General features: G+C 31.9%; 13 protein-coding genes. 12 read left to right on the forward strand and 1 reads right to left on the reverse strand.

Going from position 1 to position 13,965, the window contains the following annotated elements; all coding sequences use genetic code 11:
• Nucleotides 1-566 precede the first annotated feature (566 nt).
• The 12 genes from N5B56_RS05375 to N5B56_RS05430 all read left to right on the forward strand — a co-directional run bounded on the left by N5B56_RS05375 (nt 567) and on the right by N5B56_RS05430 (nt 12,951).
• Complete coding sequence (locus N5B56_RS05375; protein ID WP_260978525.1) at nt 567-983, forward strand: hypothetical protein; 417 nt, start codon at nt 567-569, stop codon at nt 981-983.
• 785 nt (nt 984-1,768) lie between these two features.
• The gene (locus N5B56_RS05380; protein ID WP_022089412.1) at nt 1,769-2,338 is read left to right on the forward strand and encodes a P-loop nucleotide/nucleoside kinase family protein; all 570 of its coding nucleotides are present in this window, start codon (nt 1,769-1,771) and stop codon (nt 2,336-2,338) included.
• Nucleotides 2,339-2,555: 217 nt separating this feature from the next.
• On the forward strand, nt 2,556-4,016 hold the full coding sequence (gene gltX, locus N5B56_RS05385; RefSeq protein WP_022089411.1) for a glutamate--tRNA ligase: 1,461 nt from the start codon (nt 2,556-2,558) through the stop codon (nt 4,014-4,016).
• Between the two features lie 260 nt (nt 4,017-4,276).
• Nucleotides 4,277-6,115 carry an ATP-dependent helicase gene (locus N5B56_RS05390; protein ID WP_260978526.1) on the forward strand — a complete coding sequence of 613 codons (1,839 nt, stop codon included), beginning with the start codon at nt 4,277-4,279 and terminating at the stop codon, nt 6,113-6,115.
• Nucleotides 6,116-6,167: 52 nt separating this feature from the next.
• Nucleotides 6,168-6,470: a DUF1292 domain-containing protein gene (locus N5B56_RS05395; protein WP_022089409.1), complete on the forward strand. Its 303-nt coding sequence runs from the start codon at nt 6,168-6,170 to the stop codon at nt 6,468-6,470.
• 30 nt (nt 6,471-6,500) lie between these two features.
• Entirely contained in the window at nt 6,501-7,034 is a 534-nt protein-coding gene (locus N5B56_RS05400) for an SH3 domain-containing protein (protein WP_117910006.1), read from the forward strand.
• A 212-nt stretch (nt 7,035-7,246) separates the two neighbouring features.
• The gene (locus N5B56_RS05405; protein WP_260978527.1) at nt 7,247-8,545 is read left to right on the forward strand and encodes a bifunctional folylpolyglutamate synthase/dihydrofolate synthase; all 1,299 of its coding nucleotides are present in this window, start codon (nt 7,247-7,249) and stop codon (nt 8,543-8,545) included.
• A gap of 20 nt (nt 8,546-8,565) precedes the next feature.
• Nucleotides 8,566-9,126, forward strand: coding sequence for a GTP cyclohydrolase I FolE (folE, locus tag N5B56_RS05410; protein WP_260978528.1), 561 nt, complete (start codon nt 8,566-8,568; stop codon nt 9,124-9,126).
• Nucleotides 9,117-9,926, forward strand: a complete 810-nt coding sequence (gene folP, locus N5B56_RS05415) for a dihydropteroate synthase (RefSeq protein ID WP_260978529.1) — start codon at nt 9,117-9,119, stop codon at nt 9,924-9,926. Before folE ends, folP begins: the two co-directional genes overlap by 10 nt.
• A 130-nt stretch (nt 9,927-10,056) precedes the next feature.
• Entirely contained in the window at nt 10,057-10,929 is an 873-nt protein-coding gene (folK, locus tag N5B56_RS05420) for a 2-amino-4-hydroxy-6-hydroxymethyldihydropteridine diphosphokinase (RefSeq protein WP_260978530.1), read from the forward strand.
• Between the two features lie 23 nt (nt 10,930-10,952).
• Nucleotides 10,953-12,080, forward strand: coding sequence for a bifunctional chorismate mutase/prephenate dehydratase (locus N5B56_RS05425; protein ID WP_118565277.1), 1,128 nt, complete (start codon nt 10,953-10,955; stop codon nt 12,078-12,080).
• A 58-nt stretch (nt 12,081-12,138) separates the two neighbouring features.
• Complete coding sequence (locus N5B56_RS05430) at nt 12,139-12,951, forward strand: alpha/beta hydrolase (RefSeq protein WP_022089402.1); 813 nt, start codon at nt 12,139-12,141, stop codon at nt 12,949-12,951.
• Between the two features lie 81 nt (nt 12,952-13,032).
• Here the strand turns inward: N5B56_RS05430 and N5B56_RS05435 are convergent, their stop codons facing one another.
• Nucleotides 13,033-13,947 carry an alpha/beta fold hydrolase gene (locus N5B56_RS05435; protein ID WP_117910010.1) on the reverse strand — a complete coding sequence of 305 codons (915 nt, stop codon included), beginning with the start codon at nt 13,945-13,947 and terminating at the stop codon, nt 13,033-13,035.
• Nucleotides 13,948-13,965: the final 18 nt, after the last annotated feature.

Here is a 13,965-nt window from a genome sequence, read left to right on the forward strand (position 1 = left end):
AATTATTAATACTGAATGAAAGATAGTAAAAGGTGTGACTATATTGACGGTGTATAGCACAAACACGCTTCAAGCGATGAAAGTGTAATATATAAGTCAAAATACTACCACCATGGCGCAAAACCAGTTAAATAAACACTCAACATATAAAATAGTGTACTAAAAATAAAAAATGAGAACTTTAATTATTCGGTGAAAAAAAGTATTATAATTAATATAAAATTGAAAGGGAGCAGATTATTTATCTGTTCGGATATAGATTTTCCATCAAGGAAAATCAGGAGAGGGTTTAAATATTATATAGTGTAACGGGAGGTAAAAGGGAGCAGTAGTTGCTCTCTTTTATTGTATAAAGTGATAATTTAATTTAAGTATTTTTGTATAGTCATACAAAGTCGTGTAAAGTTGGTGTGATTTTATGGAAATCAAAAATGTAATCTGATATAATAGCAACTAACGGCGACGTCGGTAAGAACGGCTAGTCATGTAACGATTTAGATATATGAAGGTATTGGTTAATTAACCATTATATATCATAAAATAAAAGACGCAAAGGAGACAGAATAATGGGCGAATTAGTTTTTAGAGGCATTCAGGTAAATGAAATCGACATGTCAAATGAATTACAGGGACAGGTAAAGTTAGATATTGAACAGAGAGCATCTTTCAATGTTAAATATACACAGGATATGAAACATTGTATCGCAACTTGTGTAGTAGATATGATGAATAAGAATGCACCAAATGATTTTAATTTCAAAATAAGCGTAAGAGCAAGCTTTGATATTGAAGGAGAAATGGAAAAGAAAGAAGTACATAAGAAAGCATACGATGAAATGTATCCACATATGAGAGCATTAACAATGTCAGTACTGACAACAGCAGGTATGCCACCTATTGTAATTCCAAAGATTAAGATGGATGAAAACAACATCAAAGTTGAATTAGGAAACAAAAAAGAAGAAGAGAAGTTCTATAGCTAAAGTAAAATATAACAATATAATAATAAAGTGAGAAGAAAAATTTCTTAATTATAATTAAATATAACAGTAAAAAAATAAGAAAGGATTTTCTTCAATTGCAATTAAATATAATGATAAAAAAGGGATAAAAACATTTTTATCCTTTTTTTATTGGTTAAATAGTAAAAATAGGAGAAAAAGCTTCAAAAATTTACAAAAACGACCTAAAAAATGTGCATTATGTATAAAGAAATAGATGAAACATAGAAAAAATTCACAAAAAAAATAATATTTTTAAAGAATATTGCAAAAAACGTTTTTAATTATTAAACTAAAGAAGTATTAGATTTTTAGGTAATATAATAATCTAAACCCTTTCAATTTTATGGCATCTTAGAGGCATCTAAGATGCCATTTCCTGTTTCTGATGTAGAATCAATTTGAAAAAAGTGTTTATTCTATAAAAAAGATTCCCATAGTGCTATTAGTAAAAATAAAAAACTCACCATAATAGTACTTGATAGAATCAAAAAAGTTCACCATAATAGTACTTGGTAAAATCGAAAAAGCTCACCATAATAGTACTTGATAAAATCAAAAAAGTTCACCATAATAATATTTAGTAAAATTAAACAAAAATAAAGTAAATAATTAGAGCGACTATCTTATGCTATTCCTATTGACTAATAAAGAATAGAAGTGGTAAAATAATTTGAAAATCGGGTTTTTTGTAACGATTTTTTTTAGGAAAGAAAATTCTATATTTTACAATAAAGATAATATGTTAGAAAGAGGTTGTAATCATTATGAAGAAATTAATTCTGGTAACATCACCACCAGCATGTGGTAAGACATTTGTAACAAGAAAATTAGCTAAGGCAATGCCTAATTGTGTATATCTTGATAAGGATACATTAATTGTATTATCAAAACAGATATTTGTAGTTGCTAATCAAGAATATAACAGAAGTTCAGATTTCTTTGAAGAAAATATTAGAGATTATGAATATGATGCAATAATGGAAGTTGCATATGAAGCATTAGAGTACAATGATACAGTATTTATCAATGCTCCATTTACAAGAGAAGTAAGACAGCCTGAATATATGGAAAACTTAAGACAGCAGTTATTAAAACGTGGTGCTGAATTAGTTGTTGTTTGGGTTAAATGTGACGTAGAAGTTTGTCGTCAGAGAATGATTCAGAGAGATTCAGACAGAGATACATGGAAATTAGAGCATTGGGATGAATATGTTAAGAAACTTGATTTCTCAATCCCACAGGGAATTAAGAATTTATTTGAATTTGACAATTCATCTGATAACTCATTTAAGGAATCATTAAAGAATGCAGTAGATTATTTCAATAATTTATAATTGCAGAATATTAAGAATTAGAAAAGATAAAAAGGATGTTATTACATAGATAGCTTTTAGCTTAGAGTGTAATGACATCTTTTTTGACGTAAAATATGATAAATAAAGGAATAGAAAAATCTTTAACCTGTCATACGAATCAATAGACAACCTATAAAAAATAAACTATAATAAAAATAGTGTGTAAAAAGAGATACTTAAATCGAGGAGAAAGAAAATGTCAAAGGTTAGAACAAGATTTGCACCAAGCCCAACAGGCAGAATGCATGTAGGAAATTTAAGAACAGCATTGTATGAATTTTTAATCGCAAAACATGAAGGTGGCGATTTTATTTTAAGAATTGAGGATACAGACCGTGAACGTTATGTTGAAGGTGCTGTAGACATCATTTATAGAACATTGGAATCTACAGGTCTTATACACGATGAAGGACCTGATAAAGATAAGGGTTATGGTCCTTATATTCAGAGTGAGCGTCAGGCATCAGGAATTTATCTTAAGTATGCTAAGCAGCTTATTGAGCAGGGAGATGCATATTATTGTTTCTGTGACAAGGAAAGACTTGAATCTTTAAAGACAAAGGTAGAAGAAGGTGCTGATAAGGAAATTACAGTTTATGACAAGCATTGCCTTTCATTATCAAAAGAAGAAGTAGAGGCTAATCTTGCAGCAGGAAAGCCATATGTTATCAGATTCAATATGCCAACAGAAGGAACAACAACTTTTGTTGATGAAATTTATGGTGAAATAACAGTTGAAAATAAGGAATTAGATGACATAATTTTAATTAAGTCTGACGGATATCCAACATATAACTTTGCAAATGTAATTGATGATCATCTTCAGGAGATTACACATGTAGTAAGAGGAAATGAATATATTTCATCATCACCAAAGTATCAGAGAATATATGATGCATTTGGATGGGAATCACCAAAGTACGTTCATTTGCCATTAATTACAGATGAAAATCACAAGAAGTTAAGCAAGAGAAGCGGACATTCTTCATATGAAGATTTACTTGAGCAGGGATTTGTTTCAGAGGCAATTGTTAATTATATAGCACTTCTTGGATGGAGCCCTGAAGATAACAAGGAAATCTTTACATTAGATGAATTGATTAAAGAATTCGATTATCATAAGGTAAATAAATCACCATCTGTATTTGACATTGTTAAATTAAAATGGATGAACGGTGAATATATTAAGGCGATGGATAATGACAAGTATTATGAACTTGCAATGCCATATATAAAGAAAGTAATTACAAAGGATTACGATTTAAAGAAGATTCTTGATATGGTAAAAACAAGAATTGAAGTGTTCCCTGAAATTCCTGAAATGGTTGATTTCTTTGAAGAATTACCTGAATATGATGTGGCTATGTACACACATAAGAAGATGAAAACAAATTCTGAAAACTCATTAGAAGTATTAGAGGAATTATTACCAATATTAGAAGCTACAGACGATTATTCAGTACAGAATCTTCATGATGTAGTATTTGAATATATTGCTAAGAAGGAATGCAAGAATGGTCAGGCTTTATGGCCACTTAGAACAGCAGTGTCAGGAAAGCAGATGACACCTGCCGGAGCTTTTGAAATAATGGAAGTTATTGGTAAGGAAGAATCCTTAGCAAGAATTAAAAAAGGAATTGAAATGTTAAAAGCATAGTATATAAAAATATGGGTATATCGCTTTGAGGCGGTGTGCCCATATTTTATGGCCAAATGAGACTATTATAATAAAGCATATACTAAAATATAAAAAAGTCGAAAACTAATAAAAAGTTATTATCATTACCACATGGTGTGATAGTAGCTTTTTTGGATATGGATTTTAGTTCGGCAAAAAATAAGTAGGCAAAATTACTGTTGAAAGAATATATACAATATGATACTATCTAAAAAGAGAGATGCCGCGAAAGGTGACATATGTTTAATGAAAGTCAGTTAGAGGCAATAAATCATATTGATGGGCCTGCATTAGTGTTAGCGGGTCCTGGCAGTGGAAAAACAACGGTAATTACCAGAAGAACAAAGAAACTTATAGAGGAAGGAGTAAGTCCGGATAATATTCTTGTAGTTACATTTACGAAGGCAGCAGCAGTAGAAATGCAGGAAAGATTTACGAATCTGATGAATGAATCTGATAGTAATAGAAACGAAATAATAACTTATCCTGTTTCGTTTGGAACATTTCACAGTATATTTTATAGGATTATACAAGATAGTAATGGAAGAAAGTGTTCGATATTAACAGAGCAGAATAAGGCAGATATTATCAAGGAGATAGTTGCCAGATTAAAAGTACAGACTAATGATTTGATGGAGTTTACAAGATGTATAATCGGAGAAATAAGTAAAGTTAAGGGAAATGGAATACCTTTAGATGAATATGAATCATTAGTGTGCAAAAAGGAAGAATTTGACAGAATTTATGATGAGTATAATTGCGAATTGCGGGAAAATAATAAAATAGATTTTGATGACATGGTAATTATATGTAATGAAATATTTAAAAATGATGAAAAAGCATTACAAAAATGGCGGGATAAATATAGATATGTATTAATAGATGAGTTTCAGGATATTAATAAAATGCAGTATGAAAATATAAAAATGTTAATAACTCCAAGAAATAATGTTTTTATAGTAGGGGATGATGACCAGGCAATTTATGGATTCAGGGGTTCTGTACCAAGGCTGATGTTTGATTTTAAGAAGGATTTTCCTGATTGCAAAGAAATTTTATTAAACATCAATTACAGATGTCCGGAGGAAGTTTTACAGATGTCGTTAAGTCTCATTGAAAATAATAAAGAAAGATTTAGTAAAAAAATTATTGCAAATAAAAAATTTAAAGATATAAATAAACCTGATGTGAGGATATTTTACAATCAAAAAGAAGAATTTGAATATATAGCAAAGAAAATAAATCAATATCAAAAGGCAGGAATTGAATTAAAAAACATTGCAATACTTGTAAGAAATAACAGCCAGATTCCTTCAATAAAAAATGTGTTTTCGGATTATAGGATTAATTCCAGCGTAAAGAAGAAAAAACAAAGCATATACGATAATTCGGTGGGAAAAGATATATTATCGTATGTAAGATGTGCCTATTCAGATTTGAATAAACCTATTTGTGAAAATGAAGATTTAGTAAGAATTATGAATAAGCCTGTGAGGTATATAAGCAGACAGGTTATGAATGACAATAATATGAATTTTTATAATCTGAAAAAGATATATGGGCATAATGACGAGATAATGAATAACATAAGAAACTTAGAGTTTCATTTTAAAATGATAAGAAGAATGAATCCGGCAGCCTGTGTTTTGTATATAAAGAACGGATGCAATTATGAAAAATATTTGCAACAGTATTCAAAAGAAAAAGGCATAAAATTTTCAAAATTATCTGATATAATAAATATAATTCAGTATGATGCTCAGAAATATGAAACAGTTGAAGCATGGATGAAACATGCAATTGATAATGAGACGGCAAAAGAGTGTGAGGGAGTAAATATAATTACAATGCATAGTGCTAAGGGGCTTGAGTTTGAGGTGGTTTTTATAGTTGATGCAAATCAGGGCCTTATTCCTTCAGCAAGGGCGATAAAACAGGATGAAGTTGAAGAAGAAAGAAGATTATTTTATGTTGCAATGACAAGAACAAAGAAAAAACTGCACATTTTTGGAATGCGGCAAAATCTTGGAAATACAATGCAAATGTCGCAGTTTGTGGGAGAAGCATTGCAATTTTAGGCGGTTTTTGATAAAGTAGTGGTATTAAAAATATAATTAATAGAGGTGAACTATGGGAAAACAGTTTGAAGATGATGAAGATGACATGGATATGTATGTAACAATAGAATTTGATGATGGCTCAGAAGTAGATTACAAAGTAATTGGCATTTTTGAGATTGAAGGTCAGGATTATGTAGCAGTATCTGATGATTATGAAGAAGATAAGCCAGATTTTTCAGTAGAATTTTATCGTCATTATGAAGATGAAGAAGGAACACCTTCAATTGAATCTATACCTGATGATGAAGAATATGAAATGGTAGCAGAAGTATTTGAACAGATTTATGCAGAAGAAGAGGATGCAGAAGAATAAATTGCATCTTAAAAAGGAGGCAGAGTTAATATGCCAAGAACTTATGATGATGAGATACAGCAGAGAATTTTAGAAAGAAAGAAAAGAGCTGAGCAGGCCAGAGAAGAACAAATCAGAAAGAGAAATCAGATTTTTATGATTGGTGGCATAGCTTTAGTTGTTTTAATTGTTCTGATAATAATTATCTCAAAGATTGCTTCCGGAGGAAGTAAGAAAAAGAATGAAGTACCTACTACAACACCTGTGGTAGAGACAACAACTCAGGAACCAACTACTGTTGAAGAAACAACACAGGCGGTACTTACAATGTACACTACAGATACATTAAATTTGAGGCAGTCAGCCAGCACAGAAGCTGAGATTATAACACAGGTACCTTCAGGAAAAGCTGTTACAGTTTTAAATAACGAAGGAGAATGGTATCAGGTTCAGTATGGTGATAAGCAGGGCTATCTTAAAGCAGAGTATCTTAAGGCTGATGAAAGTCAGACAACACAACAGGCTGAAGAGTCAGGTTCAGTTGAAGAAACTACAAGTGCAGTAGAAACAACTTCTACACCTTAGAATGTATTTAGGATTTCGGGAACACAAGTGCGAAGAAATCCGTGTATCATAGGGGCAGAACACCTTTTGACCCCAACATCATATGATATAATAAAAGTTGCAGCATATTTGCTGCAACTTTTATTGTATAGAAAATGTAATTTTTGTTATGAAACATTTATTATGAAAAATGCAAAATATAGAATAAGATTAGATATAAAAGAGAGAAGATTATGAATTATAGTGAAGCAAGAAAATTTGTTGAAGAAACTACAAAATATGGAAGCATATTAGGATTAGATACTATAAAAACACTGCTTGGTGAACTTGGAAATCCTCAGGATAAAGTGAAAATAGTTCATGTTGCGGGAACAAACGGAAAAGGTTCAGTTTTTACATTTGTACAGAATGTGCTTTTACAGGCAGGGTATCATGTTGGCAGATATGCTTCTCCGGCAGTATTTGAGTATAGAGAAATAATTCAGTTTGATGGGAAAAATATAACTGAAGAAGAATTTGCAAAATATATAACAACGGTAAATATGGCTTGTGAAAGAATGGTAAGAAATGGAAAGCACCACCCTACATCGTTTGAGGTTGAAACAGCGTTGGCTTATTTATATTTTTCAAACAAGCCTTGTGACATAGTTTTGATAGAAACAGGTATGGGTGGAGAGACAGACGCAACCAATGTGGAAAAGGAAGCATTATGCAGTGTTATAACATCGATTAGTCTGGATCATATGCAGTTTTTAGGAGAAACTATAGAAGAGATTGCCAGGGTTAAATCTGGAATAATTAAAGAAAACAGTGATGTAGTAGTGGCAAATCAGGATGAAAGCATAATAAATGTTATAAAGTCTAAGGCAGAAATTAAAAATAGCAAAGTTGTTGTAGCAAATGAACCTTACAACATAAAGATAGATGGGTATATAACTTCATTTGACTATGTAACGGCAAATGATACAAAACTGTCTATTAAAATATCAATGATGGGAGCATATCAGTTAATTAATGCCTGTACAGCTATTGAAACGTTAGAAGTCTTAAGAAATAAAGGATATAATATTTCGGATGAAAATATAATAGAAGGAATGAAGAATGCAAAATGGTCTGGAAGAATGGAGATAATAAATGAGTCTCCGCTTATTGTAATTGATGGTGCTCATAATCCTGGAGCGGCAGTTAAGCTTAAAGAATCTATAGAAATGTATTTTACAAATAAAAGAATAGCCTTTATAATGGGAGTGTTGGCGGATAAGGACTACAGTAAGGAAATAAAAATTGTAGCAGGTTTAGCCAAAAAGATTTTTACAATTACGCCAGATAATAAAAGAGCACTTAATGGTAAAGCGTTAGCTTTGGCGGTTGCCGATTCTAATAAGAATGTGATATTTGAACCAACATTAGAAGAAGCAGTAAAGGAAGCAGAAAAATTGTACAGAAATAATGAAATAGATATGATACTTGCTTTTGGTTCCTTATCGTACTTAGGTGATTTGAAAAATATTATTAATGACGCAAACAGTTAAAGCCGGAAGGAGAGATTGACATGTTTGACAAGAAAAAAATTGAGCAGGCGATTACATTATTGTTAGAGGGTATTGGAGAAGATGTAACAAGAGAAGGGTTAGTGGATACTCCAAACCGTGTGGCACGTATGTATGAGGAACTGCTTTCAGGGATGAATCAGGATCCCAGGGAACATTTAGCAAGGACATTTTCGTGTGATAATAGTGATGTTGTTATTGAAAAAGACATTACATTCTATTCAACTTGCGAACACCATTTAATGCCGTTTTACGGTAAGGCACATATAGCGTATATTCCAAATGGAAAAGTGGTAGGAATAAGCAAACTTGCAAGAACTGTCGAAGTGTATGCAAGACGACTTCAGATTCAGGAACAGATGACTAATCAGATAGCAGATGCTCTTATGGAATATTTGGATGCAAAGGGTGTATTAGTTTTAGTTGAAGCTGAGCATATGTGTATGTCAGCAAGAGGAATAAAAAAGCCGGGAAGCAAAACCATTACAATTGCTTCAAGAGGTGAATTTAATGCAGATAAAGAATTAAAAAGAGAAATTATGGGAGTTTTACAATGCAAATAGGAAAATATTATTTTGATTTAGACAACGAACCTGTTATTATGGGAATTTTAAATGTAACACCGGATTCATTTTCAGATGGTGGTAAATTTAATTCAATAGACAAAGCTTTAAAGCATACAGCAGAGATGATTAGAGATGGTGCAAAGATAATAGATGTAGGTGGAGAATCTACAAGACCGGGATACACAAAGATAAGTGACGAAGAGGAAATAGAAAGAACTGTACCTATTATTGAAGCAATAAAAAATAATTTTGATATAGCAGTATCTCTTGATACTTATAAAGGAAATGTTGCTAAAGCAGGTGTAAAGGCCGGAATAGATATGATTAATGATATATGGGGCTTTAAATATGATGAGGAAGTAGCAAAATCAATAGCAGGAACAGATGTTGCAGCATGTGTAATGCATAACAGACCTAAAGCAGAATATGATAATTACGTTGAAGATTTATTAAATGACTTAAAAGAAAGTGTTGATATAGGAAGAAAAAACGGTGTAAATGACAGCCAGATAGTGCTTGATCCGGGAGTAGGTTTTGGTAAAACATACGAACATAATCTTCAGATTATTAATGAATGTGACAAGGTAGTAAATCTTGGATTCCCTGTGCTTCTTGGAACTTCAAGAAAATCAGTTATCGGTCTTACATTAGATATTCCTGCACCTGAAAGAAGTGTTGGAACATGTGCTACAACTGTTATTGGATATGAAAGAGGTTGCAGAATATTCAGAGTACATGATGTAATAGATAATTATCAGGCACTTTTGATGGCTCAGGCTATTTGCAAACAAAGATAAGATAATATTTAATGAAAATGAATAAGAAATAAAGTGACATCAAAGTTGAGGTTTTTGATCCCGGCATTATATTTATGTCACTATTATTATAGAAGATTAATCTAATTTTAAATATATTAATGGAGTATTTATGGACATTATTAGAATAGAGCAACTTGAGATATTTGCATATCATGGATGCAATGAAGAAGAAAAGAGAGATGGTCAGAAATTTTATGTAGATGCTAATTTGTATACAGATGTAATGACACCGGGACTCAGCGATGATTTAGAGGATACGGTTAATTATGCAAAAGCATGTAAATTTATAAATAAGTTTTTAACTGAAAACAGATTTGATTTAATTGAGGCAGTTGCTGAGCAGACAACAAGGGCATTATTAAAAGAATTTCCGAAAATAACAAAAGTAGATTTTACTATAAATAAGCCAAATGCCCCTATTAAATTACCATTTGGAAATGTGGCTGTAAGTGTGAGCAGAGAGTGGCATAAGGCATATCTTAGCATAGGCTCAAATATAGGTGATAAAGAGGGATATCTTAATCAGGCTGTAGATATGCTATATGATGATGAAAACTGTAAAGTAGGAGCAATTTCCAAGTTTATACAGACAAAGCCTTATGGTCCGGTAGAACAGGATGATTTCTTAAACGGATGTGTTGAAATTGAAACATTATATTCTCCACAGGAATTATTGAAGGCTGTTAATGCTATCGAGGCAGCAGCTAATAGAACAAGAGAAATTCACTGGGGACCAAGAACATTAGATGTGGACATTGTTTTATATGATGATGAAATAGTTGCAGACAGCAATTTGTTTATTCCACATAGAGAAATGCATAAAAGGGAATTTGTGTTAGAACCATTAGTACAGATTGCGCCATATGCAATAAATCCAATAAGTAAAAAGACAGCAGAACAGCTTTTAGATGAATTAAGAGGACAGTCAGAAAATGTTAATTCGGGATGTGCAGGATGTCAGGGCTGTGCAATGAGAAAATAAATCATAGAGAAGCAGGTACTATTATGTTAGATCTTAAAGAAACAAGAGGCGAGATTGATCGCGTAGATAAACAGATTATAGAATTATTTGAAGAGAGAATGGAACTTTGCAAGGAAGTTGCAGAGTATAAACTTTATACAGGAAAGCCTGTATTAGACAGAAAAAGAGAATTGGAAAAAATCGCAGTTCTTAAATCTATGGCTTCAGATGAATTTTATGCTCATAGCATTGAAGAATTATTTGAGCAAATAATGTCAATGAGTAGAAAACTTCAGTATAAGCTTTTAACAGAAGAAGGAATAAATAATGATATAGGATTTGATATCATAAGTAAACTTCCTATGGAAAATGTTAAGGTGGTATATCAGGGAATCGATGGAGCGTACAGTCAGCAGGCAGCAATGAGTTATTTTGGTGACAATGCAACATACCATAATGTGCTTACCTTTAAACAGGCAATGAAAGAAGTAAGAGATGGAGTTGCAGATTATGCTGTACTTCCATTTGAAAATTCAACAGCAGGAATTGTAACAGACGTGTATGATTTATTGGTTGAATTTGAAAATTATATAGTTGATTCATTTGATGTAAAAATCAGCCACTGTTTAAGTGCGGTAAAAGGAACAACTTTAGAAACAATTAAAGAAGTTTATTCTCATCCACAGGCATTAATGCAAAGTAGCAAATTTATTGATGAATACGGATGGAATAAAGTAAATTGTGCTAATACTGCAATTGCGGCACAGATTATATCTCAGGAAAAAGATAATACAAGGGCATGTATTGCAAGCAAAAATGCAGCTAAGCTATATGGATTAGAAGTTTTAGCTGAAGATGTAAATCAAAGCAGTATAAATACAACAAAGTTCATAATAGTAAGCCGTAGAAAGATTGCAAGACGTGAAGCAAATAATATATGTATAAGTTTTGAAATGCCTCATGAAAGTGGTTCATTGTATACAATGCTTTCACATATTATTTATAATGATTTGAATATGACAAGAATTGAATCAAGACCGGTTCCGGGAAAGAAATGGGAATACAGATTTTACGTTGAATTTGAAGGAAAATCAGACCAGCCGGGAGTTGTTAATGCTTTAAGTGGTATTAATGCAGAGGCGTTAAATATGCAGATTTTAGGAAATTATTAGAAATATAATTTTATGACGGATGAAAATACTTTGAATTTTCAAAGGGAAAGGAAAGAATATGATACACAAAAAGATTAGTGTAAAGATAGGGGAGCATCATCCAACAGCTGAGATAACTACATATATGATTGGCAATTCAGAAGAATTGTACGATGGAAGATTAAGACCATTGATTATTATATGTCCGGGTGGCGGTTATGAGATGACGTCTGATAGAGAAGCTGAAGGAATTGCTTTAAAATTCATGGCTATGGGATATCATGCTGCAGTATTAAGATATTCGGTAAAACCGGCAGTTTATCCAACAGCATTATTACAGTTAGCAGCAACTGTTAAGTATTTTAGGGAAAACTCAGATAAATATTACATAGATGCAGACAAGATAATTATCTGTGGATTTTCAGCGGGTGGTCATTTGGTTGCAAGTTATGGAAATTCATGGAATAAAGCACAGTTTACAAATAACAGGGCAAATGGAAATGAAGTATGCAGACCTAATGCACAGATTTTGTGTTATCCGGTTATATCATCAGGTAAATATGGACATAAGGAATCAATAGAAAACCTTTTAGGAGACAGATTTGATGAACTTAATTATAAAATGTCCATGGAAAAATATGTGAACAATGATACTCCACAGACTTTTATATGGCATTGCTTTGATGATGAGACAGTACCAGTAGAAAATTCATTAATGTTTGCAACAGCATTAAGACAGCATAATATACCTACAGAATTACATGTGTTTGCAGGCGGAGCGCATGGAATCGGAACAGCAGGAGAACTTACAATGAGTTCTGACGGATATGGAGTAGTAAAGGAATGTGAATGCTGGATGGATTTGGCAAATGCATGGATAAGGAATATATAAATAGTTGAATGAGGTAAAAAAGTAATTAAAATAATATAAAACCTCCTGTGATACATCTTAATATCACAGGAGGTTTTATATTTATTCTCTTGAAGTTTCAATTCCAAGTTTAATTTCTATAAATTTTAAAATATCATCAAAAACTTCTTCTCTACCCGGTTCATTAAATAATTCATGTCTCATACCGGGATAGGTATTTGAAAAAGTATTCTGGAATCCTCTTTTCTTTAAAAGAAGTACGGATTCTTTAAATTTTTTATCGTTAATTTTGCAAGGATCATCATCACCGGAGATAAACATTATTTCTAAATCACGGTTTTTATTTTTATAGCCATCTTTATTGTAGACATACTGCATTAAAGAAAATAATGAGTAGTAGCCGTTTAGTGTGAAATCAAATCCACATCTTTCGTCTTTGTTATATTTGTCAACCTCATAAAGGTCACTGCATAACCAGGCGTTTTTAATTCCATCTTTTTTAAATGGTTTTTCAAATGGTCCGTTTAACATCCTTGAAATAAAAGGACTTCTGTATCTGTTGCCAACAAAAACCTCCATAACGCGAATCAGAATTTTACCTAATTCTGTAAATGAATTTTCAGATGGTGAACCACATACAACTAAAGCATCAATTTTCTCTGAATGTTTCTTAATGTAACCTCTTACAAGAAGAGAACCCATACTGTGACCAATTAAAATTAATGGAAGATTAGGGTATTCTCTTTTTAAAAATGTAGTATAGTCGTCAATATCCTGAATAAGTCCCTTGTAACCATCTTCGCCAAAATATCCATAGTCGTCAGGAGTAAGAACATTTTCTCCGTGTCCTTTAATATCTGCAATTGCACAGATAAATCCTTTATCACTGAAATATTTAAGTACATGGTTGTAACGATTACGGTGTTCACACATACCGTGAACAAATTCTATAATTCCTATTGCCTCCATATCTCCGGGAGGCAACATTATAGTTGCAGGTCTCATAATATTCTCCATTCTATTACATCATAAAAG

It is taken from the genome of Eubacterium album, assembly GCF_025336545.1.
GTDB classification, from domain to species: domain Bacteria; phylum Bacillota; class Clostridia; order Lachnospirales; family Lachnospiraceae; genus Eubacterium_U; species Eubacterium_U album.